The 18,276-nt window shown below is 45.1% G+C and carries 16 protein-coding genes; 7 read left to right on the forward strand and 9 right to left on the reverse strand.

Going from position 1 to position 18,276, the window contains the following annotated elements:
* Nucleotides 1-61: 61 nt before the first annotated feature.
* The 6 genes from vmeI to pspA form a co-directional block, all read right to left on the reverse strand.
* Nucleotides 62-3,172 (reverse strand): efflux RND transporter permease subunit, encoded by a 3,111-nt coding sequence (gene vmeI / locus KJB35_RS07365; protein ID WP_213907832.1) that lies wholly within the window; start codon nt 3,170-3,172, stop codon nt 62-64.
* On the reverse strand, nt 3,169-4,266 hold the full coding sequence (locus KJB35_RS07370; RefSeq protein WP_205460897.1) for an efflux RND transporter periplasmic adaptor subunit: 1,098 nt from the start codon (nt 4,264-4,266) through the stop codon (nt 3,169-3,171). Before KJB35_RS07370 ends, vmeI begins: the two co-directional genes overlap by 4 nt.
* A 1-nt stretch (nt 4,267) precedes the next feature.
* Nucleotides 4,268-5,299: an efflux RND transporter periplasmic adaptor subunit gene (locus tag KJB35_RS07375; protein ID WP_213907831.1), complete on the reverse strand. Its 1,032-nt coding sequence runs from the start codon at nt 5,297-5,299 to the stop codon at nt 4,268-4,270.
* Between the two features lie 161 nt (nt 5,300-5,460).
* On the reverse strand, nt 5,461-5,850 hold the full coding sequence (gene pspC, locus KJB35_RS07380; RefSeq protein WP_017820868.1) for an envelope stress response membrane protein PspC: 390 nt from the start codon (nt 5,848-5,850) through the stop codon (nt 5,461-5,463).
* Nucleotides 5,843-6,076, reverse strand: coding sequence for an envelope stress response membrane protein PspB (pspB, locus tag KJB35_RS07385; RefSeq protein ID WP_005378117.1), 234 nt, complete (start codon nt 6,074-6,076; stop codon nt 5,843-5,845). Before pspB ends, pspC begins: the two co-directional genes overlap by 8 nt.
* A 14-nt stretch (nt 6,077-6,090) precedes the next feature.
* Complete coding sequence (pspA, locus tag KJB35_RS07390; RefSeq protein WP_005378119.1) at nt 6,091-6,762, reverse strand: phage shock protein PspA; 672 nt, start codon at nt 6,760-6,762, stop codon at nt 6,091-6,093.
* A gap of 233 nt (nt 6,763-6,995) precedes the next feature.
* On the opposite strand from pspA, the gene pspF reads away from it, so the two are divergent.
* The 6 genes from pspF to KJB35_RS07420 all read left to right on the forward strand — a co-directional run bounded on the left by pspF (nt 6,996) and on the right by KJB35_RS07420 (nt 13,447).
* Complete coding sequence (pspF, locus tag KJB35_RS07395; protein WP_213907829.1) at nt 6,996-8,003, forward strand: phage shock protein operon transcriptional activator; 1,008 nt, start codon at nt 6,996-6,998, stop codon at nt 8,001-8,003.
* A gap of 205 nt (nt 8,004-8,208) precedes the next feature.
* Nucleotides 8,209-9,828 carry an ABC transporter substrate-binding protein SapA gene (gene sapA / locus KJB35_RS07400; RefSeq protein ID WP_065274377.1) on the forward strand — a complete coding sequence of 540 codons (1,620 nt, stop codon included), beginning with the start codon at nt 8,209-8,211 and terminating at the stop codon, nt 9,826-9,828.
* Entirely contained in the window at nt 9,828-10,790 is a 963-nt protein-coding gene (locus KJB35_RS07405; RefSeq protein ID WP_005378122.1) for an ABC transporter permease subunit, read from the forward strand. Before sapA ends, KJB35_RS07405 begins: the two co-directional genes overlap by 1 nt.
* Nucleotides 10,777-11,664, forward strand: a complete 888-nt coding sequence (locus KJB35_RS07410; RefSeq protein ID WP_005378123.1) for an ABC transporter permease subunit — start codon at nt 10,777-10,779, stop codon at nt 11,662-11,664. Before KJB35_RS07405 ends, KJB35_RS07410 begins: the two co-directional genes overlap by 14 nt.
* On the forward strand, nt 11,664-12,659 hold the full coding sequence (locus tag KJB35_RS07415; RefSeq protein WP_005378126.1) for an oligopeptide/dipeptide ABC transporter ATP-binding protein: 996 nt from the start codon (nt 11,664-11,666) through the stop codon (nt 12,657-12,659). The genes KJB35_RS07410 and KJB35_RS07415 overlap by 1 nt, the downstream gene beginning before the upstream one ends.
* Nucleotides 12,656-13,447 (forward strand): ATP-binding cassette domain-containing protein, encoded by a 792-nt coding sequence (locus tag KJB35_RS07420; RefSeq protein WP_005393308.1) that lies wholly within the window; start codon nt 12,656-12,658, stop codon nt 13,445-13,447. The genes KJB35_RS07415 and KJB35_RS07420 overlap by 4 nt, the downstream gene beginning before the upstream one ends.
* An 82-nt stretch (nt 13,448-13,529) precedes the next feature.
* Here KJB35_RS07420 and KJB35_RS07425 read toward each other — a convergent pair whose 3' ends face one another.
* Both KJB35_RS07425 and KJB35_RS07430 read right to left on the reverse strand, forming a co-directional pair.
* Nucleotides 13,530-13,919 carry a DUF2750 domain-containing protein gene (locus tag KJB35_RS07425; RefSeq protein WP_005378129.1) on the reverse strand — a complete coding sequence of 130 codons (390 nt, stop codon included), beginning with the start codon at nt 13,917-13,919 and terminating at the stop codon, nt 13,530-13,532.
* 68 nt (nt 13,920-13,987) lie between these two features.
* Nucleotides 13,988-14,893, reverse strand: a complete 906-nt coding sequence (locus KJB35_RS07430) for a manganese-dependent inorganic pyrophosphatase (protein WP_054576410.1) — start codon at nt 14,891-14,893, stop codon at nt 13,988-13,990.
* Between the two features lie 186 nt (nt 14,894-15,079).
* On the opposite strand from KJB35_RS07430, the gene KJB35_RS07435 reads away from it, so the two are divergent.
* Nucleotides 15,080-16,294 carry a putative manganese transporter gene (locus tag KJB35_RS07435; protein ID WP_017820871.1) on the forward strand — a complete coding sequence of 405 codons (1,215 nt, stop codon included), beginning with the start codon at nt 15,080-15,082 and terminating at the stop codon, nt 16,292-16,294.
* Nucleotides 16,295-16,372: 78 nt separating this feature from the next.
* Here the strand turns inward: KJB35_RS07435 and KJB35_RS07440 are convergent, their stop codons facing one another.
* Nucleotides 16,373-18,112, reverse strand: coding sequence for a glycoside hydrolase family 36 protein (locus tag KJB35_RS07440; protein ID WP_238842866.1), 1,740 nt, complete (start codon nt 18,110-18,112; stop codon nt 16,373-16,375).
* Between the last annotated feature and the right edge of the window lie 164 nt (nt 18,113-18,276).

Consider the following 18,276-nt stretch of genomic DNA (forward strand, 5'->3'; position numbering starts at 1 on the left):
AAAAAGCGCCTCTAACTGATGAGCTAGAGGCGCGATATTTTTCATCGTTATATCAGTAGCACTAAGCCTGTTTCGGTACTGCCACTTTATGGAACAAACGATACAACACTGGCACGACAATCAGTGTCAGGACTGTCGCAAAACCCAAACCAAACATAATCGTAACCGCCATTGGTTTGAAGAAAATATCTGGCAACAGTGGGATCATACCAAGGATCGTCGTGATAGCTGCCATACAAACGGGACGGACGCGACTCACCGCAGCATCAACGACCGCGTCATAAGCCTCTTTACCGGACTTCATTTCAATTTCAATTTGGTCAAGTAATACGATGCCATTTTTGAGCACCATTCCCGATAAGCTTAAGAAGCCGAGCAATGCCATAAAGCCAAACGGCGTGTTGAGTGCCAACAAACCGGTGGTGACACCAATTAACGCCAGCGGCACGGTAAGCCAAACAATGAGTGGTTCTTTGATAGAGTTAAATAGGAATACAGTGATCAAGAACATGAACAAGTACCCCATTGGCATGGTAGTAAACAGCGACTCTTGAGCATCACCAGAAGATTCGTATTCACCACCCCACTCTAGTGAATAGCCAGGAGGCATTTGAATCGCTTCGATTTGGGGCTGTAAACGTTTTTGCAACGTCGATGCGGTTTCTTCACCTAGAATATCAGGGTCTGCCATCACAGTGAGCATACGCTTACGGTTCTTACGCACAATAATAGGATCCTCCCAACGCATGTCGTAACCCATTGTGACTTGTTGAAGTGGAATAAACTCACTCTGTGCTGGACTCCATATTTTCATGCCTTCGATGTTACGAATATCAATGCGCTCATCTTCTGGTAAACGAGCCACGATAGGCATGAGCGTCGTGCCGTCTCGGTATAAGCCTATCGTCATTCCAGAGAATGACATGGACAAGAAATCATCGACGTCCGATTTGGTAATGCCATAGCGACGTGCCTGACTCTCGTTAAACTGAGGTTCAAGAACTTGGGTTCGTTCACGCCAATCATGCCTGATATTTGTTGCCTGAGGGTCGGCGTACATGATGTCCTTGACCTGAGCGGCTATCGTGCGAAGGGCGGTTGGATCTGAGCCAATAATGCGAGCTTCAATTTTTGCACCACCACCAGGGCCTAACTCAATCTGTTTGAGCTTGTAATTGATTTCTGGGTAGTTGGCTTTTAAATACTCTCGAAACTTCGCCATTAATGGTTTTAACGCTTCGTAATTTTCCATACGAGTGGTTATCTCACCATAAGCCGCATAACTTTTCTCTGGCGCGTACGTTAACATGAAGCGCTGTAAGCCTTTACCCGCGGTCGTCGTGATATGGTCAACATGCTCTTGCTTAGCTAACCAACTTTCTAACTCTTTAAGCGTTGTGTTAGTTGCTCGAATATCAGTTCCTTCTGGCATCCATACATCTAACTGAAAAATCGGCGTTGTCGAAGATGGGAAAAACGCTTGCTTCACAAAGGTGAACCCGTAAACACTTGCCGCTAATCCCGCAATCAGCACCACAACGGTAAACCAAGCACGACGCATACAAAACTGAAGAAACTTTTTATAAATAACGAAAATAACCCCGTTATATGGATCATTTTCTTCCCCTTCACCTTGTTTAATCTTCTGGCCTTTAAAGAAGATGTCAGCAAAGAATGGTGTCAACGAGATAGCGGTAAACCAGCTCAACATTAAAGAGATCAGCAGAACCGTAAATAAAGTGCCACAGTATTCGCCCGTCGAGTCTTCAGACAGTCCAATGGGCGCAAATGCAGTTACCGCAATCACAGTTGCCCCAAGTAATGGCCACTTGGTTTGGGTAACGATGTCAGTCGCCGCTTGGAGTCGAGTTCGCCCTTTTTGCGTACCAATCAAAATCCCCTCAACCACGACGATTGCATTGTCCACCAACATACCTAACGCGATAACCAAGGCACCTAATGAAATCCGCTGCAAATCTATCGCGAGATACTTCATGAAAATGAACGTACCTAACACCGTCAGCAGTAAAATTAAACCGATAAGCAGACCTGAACGTAGCCCCATAAAGAACAGAAGTACGATAATGACGATACCGACAGCTTGAGCCAAGCTGACAACAAAACCGCTAACCGATTTATCCACCTCTTTAGGCTGACTGTAAATTTCCGAGATTTCGATACCAACAGGTTGTTGGTACTTTAGCTCTGCAAGGCGATGATCAAACGCTTTTCCGACTTCAACGACGTTGACGCCTTCAGCAAAAGAAACACCCACGTTTAGTGCGAGGCTGCCGTTAAAATTAATAATATTATTCGGGACTTCTACATACCCGCGTTTTATTTCCGCCACATCTTTCAAGAAGATGAGCCCCTGAGCACCCGACTCAGTAATCAACAAATCACCCAGCTCCTCCACACTCTGGAACTCGCCAGTCGGCTGAATTCTGATGTACTCGTCACCAATTCTGATCGCTCCTGCGTCAGAAACCACGTTTTGCGTCGAAAGAAGATTAAACACGGTATCCGGAGCAAGACCTATACTGCTCAGCTTTTTCATCGATACTTCGATGAAAACTTGTTCTTGCTGTTGCCCGGATACCGAAACTTTACTCACACCATCAACCAGTTCGAGCTCTCGGCGTAAGTAATCGACGTAATCCAGTAGCTCTTTATAGCTATAACCGTCGCCAGTCACCGCTAACAAAATCCCGTAAACATCACCAAAATCATCGATCACTTGAGGTTCATTCACACCTGGAGGCAACGTCCCTTTAAGGTCGTTCACTTTACGGCGCAACTCATCCCAAATTTGTGGTAGATCATCAGGGCCATAATTGTTCTTCATCGTGACCGTGATTTGAGATAAGCCTCGGCTAGAAATCGAATTTACTTCATCAACATAAGTAAGCTGCTGAATCGCTTTTTCGATTGGGTACGTCACTTCTTCTTCGACTTGTTGCGGTGTCGCACCAGGGTAAGAGGTCACTACCATCGCATCTTTAATAGTAAAAGCAGGGTCCTCAAGACGCCCTAAACCAAAGAATGCGGCGATACCACCAATCAAAAATATCAGTGCGAACATCCAACTGATGACGCGATTTCGGATGAAGTACGCAGCAATACCGGTCACATCATCATCACTTTGAGGCGCTGATTTATTAAGATCGCTCATAGACCGGCCTCCTGCGTAGCCATTTCCTGTATCACTTCCACTTTCATGCCATCCCTTAATCGAGAAACACCGGCAATCACAACTTTGTCTTTGAGCATGAGACCATCAAGGATTTGAATGGACGTTTTAGATGCCTTACCTGCTCGCACCTGTTTGCGCGATACCGTATTGTCGTCATTCAGTACCCAAACAAATTTGTTTTCGCGCCCCAGCTCGTCACCATCCGCATTAAAAATGGCTTCGATAGGGACATTAATTCCTAGGTTGAGATCAAGCCCAACATTCTCGTCTTTAGACGTTACTTCAACAGCCATCCCATCTAGGATGTACTCTTCTTCCGGCATAGGAAGCGACAGTGTGACAGTAAACGTACCTGTTGTTGGGTCGGGTTCGGTTGTAAATTCTTTTACCGTCGCGTTATATTCGTTACCACTGGGCACGCGCACTAATGCTTTGATCGCGGTAAGCCTTTCTTCCGTTGGCGGTTGGTTCACATAGAGTCGGTCAGGAAGCTGAATCAACACTTCGACTCGCTCCAAGCTGTGAATATTAACGATATGCTGTCCGACTTGAACATTTTCGAATTGGTCGATATTAACTCGCGAAATAATCCCATCCACGGGCGCTTTTAAGGCAGTAAATGATAGACGAAGTTTGGCTAACTGAAGCTCAGCTAAGGCGATTTGTCGTTGTGCTGCAATTTCATCAAACTGAGACTTAGCTAATAGGCCTTTATCGACCAAAGGGCGTGAGCGGCGATACTGACTGTCGACAACAGAAAAACGCGCACTCGCATTATCTACATCCAACTCATAGTCAGTGGGATCTAGTGTTGCAATAACATCACCCTTCGTGACTTTGTCGCCCTCTTTTACCATGATGCTGCTGACTTCTCCTGCCACTCTGAAGCTCAAATGAGAGCGATCCGCTGCATTCGCAACCGCAGGGAAGTACAAGTTGTCATCCACCTTGCTTCCCGCTAATGACGTAACTCTAACTCGTGGCGTTTCGAGCTCTTTTTCTGGCGCCTTATCCCCACAGCCAACGAGAAAAAGCGTTGAAAGTAAAGTCGCTAGAGAGATGATTCCTTTCATATTACAACCCTCTTTCCTTAATCCACGCTCTTACCTTAATTCCGGGTTCAATTACACTGACACCCGAGATAATGATTTGGTCGCCATCGTTAAGCCCAGCTAACACTTGATTTTTGTCATTCATCTCAATTGCGGCTTTGGACACAATGCCTTGCTCATCGACACGCCAAACGTATGTTTTGCCGTTCTCTTCTAGCAACGCGGAGTTAGGAATCTTTGTCGCTCCTGCACTTTTGGACAGGAGGTAAGCATTGCCAGACATTCCCGGCAAAAGGCCTATTTCTGCTGGTCGCTCCATGACCATCGTGACTTTGTAACTGCCCGTTTTAGGATCGGCCTCTGTATCGATTTCCTGAAAGGTTAAATCAAAGGCTCGCTCGGGGAACGCATCAAATATCATTCTGGCAGAGACATCGCTCCCCTGCGTGTAACGATTTAGAAGATAGTCTGGGATTTGGAATATCACTTTGAGGAGTTGGTTGGACTGAATATTCATCACCCCTTCTTTCGCGGCAACATATTCATGGTTTTCTGCTGGAATGTACGAAATGGTTCCATCATATGGCGCGACAAGTTTGGTATACCTTAAGTTTGCCTTTGCTTGATTCCATTGAGCTTTTGCCGAGTTGTGGTTCGCTTTTGCCTCATCAAAATCTTGCTCAGATACTACTTGGTCTTTACGTAGCTTTTGGTATCGCTTGTATTGCACATCTGCGAGCAAAAAATTTGCCCGAGCTTGCTGTTCGAGCAGAGAATATTCATCTGGGTTTAATGACGCCAAAACATCACCTTTACTGACGACTTGACCTTCATTCACTTCTATCGTTTGAAGAAGCCCAGGAACTCGAAATGTCAGTACTGCTCTATCGCCAGCTTCCGTCGTGGCAGGAAAATGTCGCTCAAACTGGGCATTGCCAACAGATACTGTAAATAGCTTCGCAGGGCGCGATTCAGGTTCAGGAACAGGAGGAAGTTCTTTACCGCACCCCGACAAGACAGCCGAGATGGCAATAGGAATGAGCAATCTTCTCATTACATTCATCCATAAAAATTGGGGGATTATTTTTAAAGTAGATGAATTTTGAACGAACTTCCAGAGCGGAAAAGATTAATAGTGCTTTAAAATTAGTAATTTGTGATAAAAAAGCAGGCTTTATGCCTGCTTCAGTTAAATCTTCTTTGGATACAAAATGCCTAGAGCTTACTGAATTCTCTGTTCACCCTATATGTATCAGACGTAACATAAGCTTCCATGTTACGAATTTTGACATCAAGACGGTCAAAATCCCTTTCCAACACACTGAGCAGTTGATCAGGGCTTTGCCCTTTCTGCCAAGGCTTACTTTTGAGCGTATGCTCTTGCTGCGCTCTGATATTTTCAGAATACGTTACTGGTTGCTTTTCTAACATAAACGCCATCGCGATGTACGCTAACAATACCAAAAACGTACCACCTAACAGCGCTGCAGAAATCACTACAATACGAATCAACCAAACTTCTGCACCAAAGTAGTTGGCAATTCCGGCGCAAACACCGGAGATTTTGCCATTTACTGGGTCACGATACAGTTCTCGATTATTCATACTTTCGTCTCCATGTTGGTGACTCAGCATCCAAGATGCGCTCCAATGTATCAACTCGGGACTGCATCGCTTCCGCTTTTTCAGATAGTACCTGAAGGCGCTCTAAATCTTGGCTCGACAGTGCACTATCTGTTTTGCGTTTGCTGCGATAGTGTAAGAAGAGCCATAGTGGAGCGACAAAGATTAAAAAGACAATCACTGGTCCTGCTATAAAAAATGCCGACATAAATGGCTCCTTTCTTATTTATCTTTCGATGACATCTGTTCTTTCAGTTTTGCCAACTCTTTTTCAATTTCGTCTTGTGCCTGCAACTCTGCAAACTCTTGTTCTAGCGATTTAGCATTACCAGTTTGAGCATACAGGTCTGCTTCCGCTTCCATTTCATCCACTTTACGTGAGTACTGCTCAAATTTCGCCATCGCTTCATTAGTGCGGCTAGTGTGCAGGTGTTTTTGCACATCACGACGGTTAGATGCAGTTTGGTTACGAATTGCTAGTGCTTGCTGTTTTGCGCGCGTTTCGGCAATTTTGCTTTCCAACTTACCAATCTCGCCAGTAAGCTTATCGATCGTTTCTTCCACTAAGGTTTGCTCAGTGTGGAGGCCTTTAATCACTTGCTCTAGCTTTTGCTTTTCAATTAACGCTGCACGAGCTAGATCTTCACGCTCTTTCACTAATGCTAAGCTCGCTTTTTGGCCCCATTCGCCAATTTGCTCTTCTAACGTTTCAACCTTACGAGCCAACTCTTTCTTGTCTGCAATCGCTTTAGCCGAGTTAGTACGCACTTCAACAAGTGTGTCTTCCATTTCTTGGATGATAAGACGGATCATTTTTTCAGGATCTTCCGCCTTGTCTAGCAATGCACTGATGTTTGAGTTAACGATATCTGCAAAACGAGAAAAAATACCCATAACGGAACTCCTCTTTTTTCCTATTAAAACTCGACAAGGCGGTTATTCACCTTGTGTCTCCATTTAGATATTACAAGTAGCGTGCCAACTTTTATTTCCCTTAATAAACAGCAAGTTAAGCATTTTGTTGTTGTTGCATACCGTTATGCTATGATGGTTTTTACCAACTATTGGTAAATTTCACCAACTCCAATACTGTAAATCATGGCAAGATAGAAAATAAGAAGGATTTTATGAAGCAAAACCTCATCGGTGAATCGCCTGCTTTTCTCGCCGTATTAGATAAAGTATCACAACTTGCACCCATTGAGCGCCCTGTCCTCATCATTGGTGAACGAGGTACGGGTAAAGAACTCATCGCTCAGCGTTTGCATTATTTATCAAGACGTTGGGATAAACCACTACTATCACTCAACTGTGCGACATTAAGCGAAGGGCTAATAGATTCCGAATTGTTTGGACATGAATCCGGCTCCTTCACGGGCTCTAAAGGTAAGCATAAAGGGCGTTTCGAGCGTGCCGAGGGCGGTACTTTGTTTCTTGACGAACTGGCAACCGCACCACTTTGGGTTCAAGAAAAGCTATTACGTGTCATTGAATATGGTGAATATGAGCGAGTTGGCGGTCATACCGCTCTAAATGCGGATGTTCGACTTGTTTGTGCAACCAATGCCGACCTACCAAAATTGGCAGAGCAAGGTGATTTTCGTGCAGATCTGCTCGACAGGCTAGCCTTCGATGTCATTATGTTACCGCCTCTTCGCGAGCGCAAAGAGGACATTCTCTCTTTAGCAGAGCACTACGCGATGAAAATGTGTCGTGAACTGCAACTGGAATACTTTGTCGGTTTTACGCCAAAAGCGCAGCAGTCGCTTATTGAATATGAATGGCCCGGTAACGTCCGCGAACTAAAAAACGTGATTGAACGTGCGATTTACCAACATGGTCTGAATGCTCACCCAATTGATGAACTGGTTTTCAATCCTTTTGAAACGGTTTGGCACAGCGCGCTTGGCCATAGTGCAACACAAGCAGAACAACAAGAAGAGGAAGCATCAAGCAACACCATCCAATTCCCTCTAGACTATAAACAATGGCAAGAGGAACAAGATATCCATTTACTCAATCGTGCGTTGGAAGAAGCCAAGTTTAATCAACGACAAGCAGCCGAGCTACTTGGCTTGAGCTATCACCAATTACGAGGGATGGTTAGAAAATATGGTTTGGTCGGACAAAGCTAACTTGACCGAGAGTACTCAATCAATACACGAGCTCGTGACTGCGCTCTAATTCGCATGCATTTATGGCATAACACCTTACAGTGTATGGATTTTATGTTTGGAGCGAGTTCACAAAGGTGATAAATTAGCGAGATCATTTTCGCTTGTTAGCTTTGAAAGAGTAAGATCAAACGAAACGAGCAAGATCCAATGAACATTTCATATTATGAATGCTTTTATAAGATTATCGCTGAGCCTTATTGGGATTAGCCTACTGACCGCTTGTGGCGATGAAATTGACCACAATGATATTCGCAAAGCTGGCTTTGTGTTTTGCGGACAAGGTAAGCCGACCACGTTTAACCCTCAGCTTATTGATAGCGGTATTACCGCAGAGGCTCTGAGCCCGCAGCTGTACGATACGCTGCTCACGCTCGATCCTAAATCACATCAGCCCGTGGCAAGCATCGCCGAGAGTTGGTCAGTAAATGAATCAGGGACGGAATACACGTTTAAGCTTAAACGTGGTGTTAAATTCCAAACCACACCTTGGTTCACACCCACTCGCCCATTGAATGCAAAAGATGTGGTATTTAGCTTCAAGCGAATCATCGATGTAGACCATCCTTTTCACCAAGTAGGTGGTGGTTTTTATCCATGGTTTGCAGGGTTAGATTTTCAAAACCTACTCCAAGACGTGGTTGCAATAGATGAGCATACGGTAAGGTTTACGTTATCTCAGCCAAACTTTTCTTTCTTGGCCAATATTGCCACCAGCCATGCGGTTATCTTGTCTTCGGAGTATGGACAGCAATTGGCTGCAAAAGATCATAAAGAAGAAATCGACCAACTTCCTATCGGTACCGGCCCTTATCAATTAAAAGAGTACCAAGTGAACGACTTGATTCGATTAGAGCGTCATTCAAATTACTGGAAGTCACCAGCAAAAATGGAACAAGTGGTGTTCGATATCTCTCACAGAGGGACGGGTACATTAGCTAAACTTTTAAGAAACGAGTGTGACGTACTCTCTTCACCTATTTCGAGCCAAATACCTGTCATTCAAGAAAATGACAACCTTGAGCTGACGGCTACACCAGCTAACAACGTTTCCTTTATTGCGATAAACACAGAAACCACCGCGCTGAGTGATGCTCGAGTTCGCCAAGCTCTTAACTTAGCGATCAACCGTCAAAATATTTTAGATTCGGTTTACTACGGAACTGGCTCCCAAGCTTATACCTTGCTACCACCTAATTCATGGGCTTATCAAAAAGACAGCGTAAAAATTCGTTATGACCGGAATTATGCATTGGCACTACTTCGAGATGCAGGCTACGAAGACGGCCTAGAATTGACCATGTGGGTACCACTTGAACCACGTGCTTTTAACCCAAGCCCTCGCAAGACCGCAGAGCTAATCCAAGCGAATTTTGCCGATATTGGGGTTAAATTAACGCTACTTACCGATGATAGGTTTGAACGTGTGGATTTGGAGAACATCAACGATATCGATTTACTTTTAACTGGTTGGATTGGTGATACCGGGGATCCTGACAACTTTTTCCGCCCTTTATTATCTTGCGAGTCTGACCGCGTTGGCCTTAACGTGTCCATGTGGTGTAACGATGACTTCGATTTCTTGCTCGATTTGGCTTTAGAAACTCAAGAACCGCGTTACCGTTTGAACCTATATCGCCAAGCACAGAACATTTTGAATCAAGAGTTCCCGGTTATTCCTCTGGCGCATGGCGTGCAGTTCCGTGTGCACGACAAATCGCTGACAGGCTTCAAATCAAGCCCTTTCAATGCCCAACCGTTTGATAGAGTTGAGAGAATTCACTGATGTTTTGGTATACCGTTCGACGCTTTAACCTATTTATCATCACTTTGATGATCCTTACATTAGTGGGTTTTTCTCTGCTGCGCCTTGACCCTCTCTCGCACTGGGCAAACGTTGATTTTTGGTCTGGCTGGCAAACTTACTTGATCAACCTTTCTCAACTCGATTTTGGCATAAGTAAAAACGGCAATGCGATTTACGACGAGCTCGCCGTTGTATTCCCAGCCACTTTGGAATTGTGTTTCTTTGCCTTTTTGGTGTCCCTTTTGATCGGCATTCCACTTGGAACCGTGGCTGGGATGAAGCAAGGTAAATGGCTCGATACCAGCATTTCATTCATGTCAATGTCTGGTTATTCCGCCCCAATCTTTTGGGTTGCTCTGTTACTTATCATGGTCTTTTCATTGGAATACCAACTCTTTCCCGTTGCGGGACGGTATGATTTACTTTACGAAATTGATCATGTAACCGGGTTTGCCATTATCGACGCATTCATGGCGAAAGGCGAATACCGCGCTCATGCACTGCAAAGCGTTATTGAGCATATGGTGCTGCCATGTTTGGTGCTCGCTTTGGCTCCAACCACCCAGGTTGTCGGACTAATGCGTTCCTCGGTAGCGGAAGTGATGAGCCAAAACTACATCCGTGCAGCGAGAATCAAAGGTCTTTCTAACCGCGAAATCGTAACTCAACATGTATTGCGGAATGCGATACCGCCTATCATTCCCAAAGTTGGTGTTCAACTTTCGAGTATGATTACCTTAGCTATCATCACGGAGTCTATTTTTAACTGGCCAGGTATTGGTCGTTGGCTTTTAGATGCGCTAGCAAGCCAAGACTATGCATCTATCCAAGCTGGCGTGATGGTACTTGCGACTTTGGTTCTTACCGCTAACATACTCTCGGATTTGATTGGCGCGATGATTAACCCTTTAGTTCGAAAGGAATGGTATGCTAACAAATAACGTTTATCAGGAAGAGCGTATTCCAACACAGTTTGAGCGTTTTTGGCGAAGCTACCGCGCCAACGGACTAGCCATGTTTGGCTTGTGGTGCTTGGTGTTTATCGTCCTTATTACCATTTTTGCCCCCCTACTTGCACCATTTGACGCCCAAGCACAGTCAGGTGAGTTGCTTGTGCCGCCATCATGGGCCCCAGCAGGAACGGTTGATTACTTTTTGGGGACCGATGACTTAGGTAGAGATATTCTTTCGCGCCTGATTATGGGCTCTCAGCTGACATTTGGCGCTGCTGTCGCCATCACCGCAATTGCTGCCGTTGTAGGCTGTTTAATTGGCGTATTGGCAGGTATGACGAAAGGCTTACTGTCGAGTACTCTCAACCACTTGCTCGATACCGTCATGTCGATCCCGTCGCTCTTATTAGCAATCATTTTTGTGGCATTTCTAGGCTTTGGTGGGTTCAATATTTTACTCGCAATCTGCTTGGCTTTGATTCCGCGTTTTATTCGCTCCGTTTATATAGCAGTCCACACCGAAGTTGAAAAAGACTACATAATGGCAGCACGCCTTGATGGCGCTAATGATTTCTACTTACTGTGGAGTTCAATTCTTCCTAACATTCTGACGGTCATTGCCGCTGAAATCACACTCGCGCTCTCTGCTGCGATTTTAGATATTACGGCACTGGGTTTTCTTGGCCTAGGCGCACAGGCACCAAGCACCGAGTGGGGAGCAATATTAGGTGACTCTGTCGAGCTTATTTATATTGCACCTTGGACAGTGACCCTACCCGGCCTGACCATCATGTTTACTGTTATTACCCTAAACTTAGTAGGTGAAGGTGTACGTCAAGCGCTTAATGCGGGGATCGAATAATGCCGTTGTTAGATATTCGACATTTGACCATTGAGATCGAAACACCTCAAGGGTTGGTCAAAGCCGTTGACCGAATGAGCCTAACTTTGAACGAAGGCGAAATTCGTGGTCTTGTAGGTGAGTCTGGTTCAGGGAAAAGCTTAGTTGCAAAAGCGATTGTCGGGGTAAGTAAAGATAACTGGCGCATCACCGCAGACCGTATGCGCCTTGGCAATATTGACTTGCTTCAGCTTACACCAAAAGAGCGTCGGCGCGTCATTGCTCGTGATATTGCGATGATTTTCCAAGAGCCTTCAACTTGTCTTGACCCTTCAGAGGAAGTCGGGCGTCAATTGATTGAATCCATTCCATCTCGCGCATTTGAAGGGAAATGGTGGGAGCGATTTAAATGGCGTAAAAAACAGGCCATCGCGCTTTTGCATAAAGTGGGTATTAAAGATCACAAGCGTTTAATGGGTAGCTACCCTTATGAACTGACTGATGGTGAGTGTCAAAAAGTCATGATTGCCATGGCGATAGCGACCAAACCAAAGTTGCTGATCGCAGATGAGCCAACCAACGACTTAGACCCGATTACTCAATCGCAAATTTTGCGTCTGTTGAGCCGCATGAACCAACTTAATAACACAACCATTTTGCTTATCGGCCACGACTTAGCGACCATAACACAGTGGGCAGGACGTATTACGGTAATGTATTGTGGTCAGTCGGTGGAGTCTGCCGATACCAGTAAAATCATTGCGGCACCCAAGCACCCGTACACCGATGCCTTGCTTAAAGCGATGCCTGACTTTAATGATTGGGTACCACACAAGCAAAAACTCCAATCCCTACCGGGCTCGATTCCGCCATTGCAGCATCTGCCTATCGGTTGTCGCCTCGGACCACGTTGCCCATATGCGCAGAAACAATGTGTAGAAATTCCACACACCAGACGAATTAAGAATCATAAATTTAACTGCCACTTTCCATTGAACACGGAGAAAAAGTCATGAGTGCGTTACTTGAAGTCGATAATTTATCGAAGCAATTTGTTACGCGCTCCCGTCTGTTCAAACGTCAGGTTAATGAGGCAGTTAAACCGGTAAGCTTTACTTTAGAGCCAGGACAAACTATTGGTTTTATTGGTCAAAACGGGTCAGGAAAATCCACACTAGCTCGTATGCTTGCTGGCGTTGTTGAACCAAGCTCCGGAGAGATCCGTGTGAATGGCGAACGATTGGAGCACAAAGATTACGCGACACGCTGCAAGCTCATCCGCATGATTTTCCAAGATCCAAACACATCGTTAAACCCACGTATCCAGATTGGTCGTATTTTAGAAGGTCCGCTAAAGCGAAATACCAACATGCCGCCAGATGCGCGCATGCAGCGTGTAAAGAACACCTTGCTCCGCGTAGGATTGCTGCCTGAGCACGCCTATTTTTATCCACAAATGCTAGCTGCCGGTCAAAAACAGCGCGTGTGTTTGGCTCGTGCACTTATTCTTCAACCTTCCATCATTGTCGCTGATGAGGCGTTAAACGGTTTGGATATGGCAATGCGCTCGCAGATCATTAACTTATTCCTCGAGTTGCAAGAAGAGATGGGATTGTCATTTGTGTACGTGTCTCAGCATATTGGCATTGTTAAGCATATTACTGATAAAGTGATGGTGATGCATGAAGGTGAAGTGGTCGAGTTTGGCGAGACCAACCAAGTATTGACTCATCCCGAGCATCCTATTACTCAACGACTAGTCGAAAGCCACTTTTATAAAGCGCCAAGCCATCAAACAAAATAGCTTATCAAAGATGTAATCGTGCAAATGTAAAGAAGCCTGCTTTAACGCAGGCTTCTTTATTGCATGGGTACTAATCAAAAAACTAACGGCGGCTCGCTTGTTTGCGCAGTTCAAAATCAAACTCGTCAGGAAACAATACGACCCCTTCTTCATTTTGATTTGGGAATACAACAATCGATAGCTCGTCATCCTCTAGACCAGAGGTCCAACGGCTGTGCCACTTGTTTAAAGAGATCGCCTCAGGCTCGCAATCTTCCCAATCACCATTCGCCCATTGCAAAGCAAATTCTTCGTTTGGCCATACTGGTACACAATCATCATCTTCTGTATTTAACATGACACAGCCATGTTCGTCTTTCAGAATCCAAACCTTACGATTCGCCACAATCTCTTTTACGCAGTACTTTAAACGTTGCTCTTCGTTGTAGCGATTAATGGTATCCATCTGCTCTTGGGTCAGTTGCTCAGACATATTCGTCTCCTATTTCCCATAGAAAAATGCCCGCAGCTAGGCGGGCATTTAAAGTATATGCTAGAAAATTAAGCTAGCTCAGTTTGAAGCCAAGGCCAACCTTGCTTCTTACGGCTTAGCGTGTTTTCCATCATTAGCATGCCGTCTTTTTCGTGCTTAACAAGCTTCTCAGCCCACTCACCTTTGTATAGAAGACGAGTTTGAGCAGTCGTGATGTCTGTTAGCATTACAGCAGCGAACGCTAGGTTATCTTTCTCACAACGAGATTCTAGGTCTGCTTCTAGTGCTTCGATCATACCGTCAACTTGCTCAAGAGTTGCAAGTTCAACCTGACCAACCACTACGTCACGACCGTTGAATGGGTAACCTTTAAGGTCTTTCTCAACAAGCTCAGCCGCTGATAGACCTTCGATGTTTGTTTTAGCAATTAGAAGATCTTTAGTGAACGCGTCAACATCTTGTACGTCTGCGATTGCCGCTAGTTCAGCAACGGCATCTTTGTCTTTTTGTGTACAAGTTGGAGAAGCAAAACCTACTGTGTCAGATAGAATTGCTGACATCATTAGCTTAGCAATTTGTGGAGTAATCGCGTGACCTTCAATCTTGAAAATGTTGAATAGAACAGTGTTGGTACAACCAACAGGCCAGATCCATGCTTCCATTGGGTTTACTGTCATCACGTCACCTAGACGGTGGTGGTCAACAATACCCGCAATTTCAGCTTCTGCGATATCGTCTGGTGCTTGTGCTAGATCTGAGTAATCTACTAGCCAAACGGTCTCACCCGCAACTGATGTGCGAAGCTCAGGAACTTCAGCGCCAGCAACTTCTAGGATGTGCTGAGTTTCACGGTTGATTTCGCCTTGGCGAATTGGCATAGCTTCAACGCCACGCGCTTTTAGAAGTTCAGTTGCAACGAGTGCACTACAAATACTGTCACTGTCTGGGTTCTTATGACCTACAACTAGAATCATGTTTCTTCCTATTCAAGTCAATTTTATACGCCGCCTAATACAGTTAATTAGGGCGTGTTTGCTCACAAAGGCCGATACTTTACCTGATTTCAGAGAGTTTGACACGAAGAAAAGTTCACAATGCTATTGCGAATAAATCTCATTTACATATAATGATAATTATTCCTATTTGCATTTGAGTAAACGATGAACGCGACCCAATTATTACACTCTGCACAACAGTTGTTTCAGCCTACTCAGTTTCGTTTAGCTTATAAGCGATTGCTGATCCCTATCGTCATGCTCATTTTGCTAGGCAATGAAAATACACGTGACGTAGCCGTACAGACGCTATCCGACTCATTCTGGGCGGTGTCATGCTATGTTGCTGCCACATTGGCTATTTATCATTATCTTTCAAACTTTATGTCGAAAACCAATCGAATTACCGAGCTATATCATCGCTCGCGTAATCATCAGGTTTTCTTTGCTTCTTTGTTGGGTGCTTTGCCTGGCTGTGGTGGCGCTATTGTTGTGACAACGCAATTTATTAGTGGCCGAGTAGGATTTGGTGCGATTGTCGCGGTACTTACTTCAACAATGGGTGACGCTGCCTTTTTACTTCTGGCCGCCAAACCAAGTGTTGGATTAGGCGTGGTTGGATTAGGCATTATCGTGGGTACTCTTTCAGGGTTAGTCGTTAATGCTTTTCATGCTGATAACTTTCTGCGACCAGAACCAAAAGAAGCACCTCAGACACATGCTTGTTGCCAACACCAGACAGACCGACACACACCCCTTGAACAACGTGCAATCAATCTACAAGGCGCATTTTGGAAATGGCTTATTGTGCCTGCTAGTGTCGTTGCTGTGTTAATGTCTTTCCAAATCGATATTAATCAGCTGTTGTCTTTGCAGGCCAATACCATTGAATGGCTGGGCGCTATCTTCGCGGTGATCACAATGTCGTTGTGGGCTATGACAAAAGAGCTCGGCGATTATCAGTCAACGGTCTCTGAAGATGAAAAAATCGTGGACTCACACCCGATTCAAAAAGCAGCACAAGATACGAATTTCGTCAGTGCTTGGGTGATCGTGGCGTTTCTGGCGTTTGAACTGACGACCTATTTTTCTGGACTCGACCTTGTAGAAACCTTTTCTCATTGGGGAATTTGGATGCCATTAGCTGGCCTAGCCATTGGTATGTTGCCTGGTTGTGGACCGCAAATTTTAGTCACTAGCCTATACATTTCTGGTGCAGCGCCACTTTCTGCGCAACTGGCCAATGCGATTTCTAACGATGGTGACGCCCTATTCCCCGCTATTGCAATGGCACCGAAAGCTGCTTTGGTCGCGACTATTTACTCGTCCATTCCTGCGTTTATTGTTGGATACGGGTATTACTTTTTATTCGAGTTCTAACGCTCAGAGCATCAAACGAGAAAGGAGCCGCAATAGGCTCCTTTCTTGATCTTGGTATTAGGCGATTTACTTCACGTTTTATGCTGTAACGATCGCTTTCGCATTGAGCCCTTTATCCACGCTCACCATTAACAACTGGCAAGGTTCTTGGTTTAGCTTTTCCCCTGTCCAGTAATCATACCAGTCCACCGGTTGATCAGACGTCAGCGTAAATTCCATCGCTCCGTAACTCGCATAATTAAACAAACAATGGAGGTCATTCTTCGTCGTTAGTTTTAAAAACGCGTGATTTAAACTCAAAGCGGTAAACTTTGCAGATTGCTGGTTACGTTGTTGACGTAACATGAGCTTAGACAGTGTCTTCTTAGCAAACGGCGTAATCTCAGGGAGCGGGTCACCAGACAGCAGCAAACCACCACTCGCTAATAACACCGTGCGATGAAATTCATACTCTTCTCTGGATGCAGATTGATTAGCTAATGAAGTGAACGTGGCGCAATCCGGGTCAATTTGCCACAATTTTCGATGCTGCCAACTACGGTAAAAGGTTTCTTTGGCTATCTGTTCGAATCGACGACTATGACGCTCTACATCGTCAGAAACACGCATTGCATCCACAAGCCCCAGAGATGGCCACATTGGCGCGTTGCAACCTAAAAGCCACGCATCACCAGCGCCTTTGGCAATCGCTTCCATTCCTAAGCGATACGCCTCAACGCCTGTAATACCAGATTGTTTACGAACACCTTTTAAGGTGCCCCAATAGTTCGCGTCTAGCTTGAACAACTCAACGCCCCACTCTTGTCTCATGACAGAGACTACATTCGTCAGATGGTCTTGTACTTCTGGGTTTGAGGTATCGAGTATGTACCAAGGCGTGCATCGCCAACCACCGTATGTGACATCTTCTGCTTTAAGTAAGCCACCATCCTTGTGACGCACAAACCAATCTGGATGCTGTTTGAAGATCTCCGACTCAGGCTGAGCAATAAAGGGCGCCATCCAAATCGCCGGCTTTTTGCCTTTTGCACGGATACTATGAATGAGCTCTTTTACGCCACCAGAAAACTTATCTGATGGGGTTAACCAATCGCCCATAAAGGCTTGATAGCCATCATCCAGAAGTACCCACTCCAGGTCTTCGAGCTTATCTTGCATGCAATCAACGTTCTGCATGATGTTTTGCTCTGTCACGTCTGCGTAGTACGCGTACCACGAACACCAACCAACAGGCGCATCTTGTGTCACACCTTGGCGAACAGGATGATGCTTTGCAATCATCTCGCCATAGGTTTGATAAAGCTCGGACAGCGATTGACCACAGAGTACCGCCACGGATTCAAGTTGATTACTTTCCCAATCCGCCACTTGAGTCAACTCACCATCAATTGCGGCTGATAAAACCCAATGCCCATCACGCAGCACAACATCAAAATAGCCTGCAAAGCGATGACATGATGTGAAGCCAAATAATGTGTAGCCCGCTGAACCTTCCACCACTAAATAGTTGTAATAACGCTTAGGTGCATCTTTAGGGTAGATTCGATAAGAAGGATTATTGTCTGGGCAGCGACCAATATCAACGGGGTGATTGATCGTTCCCGCCGTTTGCGCCAACATTTGAAAACCATCCCCAATTACGTCGGCCTCGTGCTCGTACAAAAACGGCATTTCGAATAACACTTCACGGTCCGTAAAGGTTTTATTGTGAAGACCAGCAAAAGAAAAATGTAATTGATTACCCTCGACTTCAACTTGGAAGTCATTGTTATTCACAGTGATCTCAGTGTGATTTGCTAATTGAATGCTCTGAGCCATAAAGAGTCTACTCACTTAATTATTATTGTTTAGCTTGGCGCATTATCTCCTGCTTGTCTCACCCAATTCGTTACCATCATCACGAATACCAGTCTCGTTTAACGTTATGAAGTTACTATTGAGACAACGCTCACTGAAATTTTGATAAAAAAATACCAGCCCTG

Origin of the sequence: Vibrio sp. D431a (genome assembly GCF_030248655.1) — a bacterium.
GTDB classification, from domain to species: Bacteria; Pseudomonadota; Gammaproteobacteria; order Enterobacterales; family Vibrionaceae; genus Vibrio; species Vibrio alginolyticus.

Bases quoted from the DNA above. Each gene is read 5' to 3' on its own strand.
- pspC (WP_017820868.1), bottom strand. From the start codon at position 5,850: ATGAATAATCGAGAACTGTATCGTGACCCAGTAAATGGCAAAATCTCC.
- KJB35_RS07375 (WP_213907831.1), bottom strand. From the start codon at position 5,299: ATGAGAAGATTGCTCATTCCTATTGCCATCTCGGCTGTCTTGTCGGGG.
- KJB35_RS07440 (WP_238842866.1), bottom strand. From the start codon at position 18,112: ATGGCTCAGAGCATTCAATTAGCAAATCACACTGAGATCACTGTGAAT.
- KJB35_RS07435 (WP_017820871.1), top strand. From the start codon at position 15,080: ATGAACGCGACCCAATTATTACACTCTGCACAACAGTTGTTTCAGCCT.
- KJB35_RS07410 (WP_005378123.1), top strand. From the start codon at position 10,777: ATGCTAACAAATAACGTTTATCAGGAAGAGCGTATTCCAACACAGTTT.
- KJB35_RS07405 (WP_005378122.1), top strand. From the start codon at position 9,828: ATGTTTTGGTATACCGTTCGACGCTTTAACCTATTTATCATCACTTTG.
- KJB35_RS07370 (WP_205460897.1), bottom strand. From the start codon at position 4,266: ATGAAAGGAATCATCTCTCTAGCGACTTTACTTTCAACGCTTTTTCTC.
- sapA (WP_065274377.1), top strand. From the start codon at position 8,209: ATGAATGCTTTTATAAGATTATCGCTGAGCCTTATTGGGATTAGCCTA.
- KJB35_RS07425 (WP_005378129.1), bottom strand. From the start codon at position 13,919: ATGTCTGAGCAACTGACCCAAGAGCAGATGGATACCATTAATCGCTAC.
- KJB35_RS07420 (WP_005393308.1), top strand. From the start codon at position 12,656: ATGAGTGCGTTACTTGAAGTCGATAATTTATCGAAGCAATTTGTTACG.
- KJB35_RS07415 (WP_005378126.1), top strand. From the start codon at position 11,664: ATGCCGTTGTTAGATATTCGACATTTGACCATTGAGATCGAAACACCT.
- KJB35_RS07430 (WP_054576410.1), bottom strand. From the start codon at position 14,893: ATGATTCTAGTTGTAGGTCATAAGAACCCAGACAGTGACAGTATTTGT.
- pspF (WP_213907829.1), top strand. From the start codon at position 6,996: ATGAAGCAAAACCTCATCGGTGAATCGCCTGCTTTTCTCGCCGTATTA.
- pspB (WP_005378117.1), bottom strand. From the start codon at position 6,076: ATGTCGGCATTTTTTATAGCAGGACCAGTGATTGTCTTTTTAATCTTT.
- pspA (WP_005378119.1), bottom strand. From the start codon at position 6,762: ATGGGTATTTTTTCTCGTTTTGCAGATATCGTTAACTCAAACATCAGT.
- vmeI (WP_213907832.1), bottom strand. From the start codon at position 3,172: ATGAGCGATCTTAATAAATCAGCGCCTCAAAGTGATGATGATGTGACC.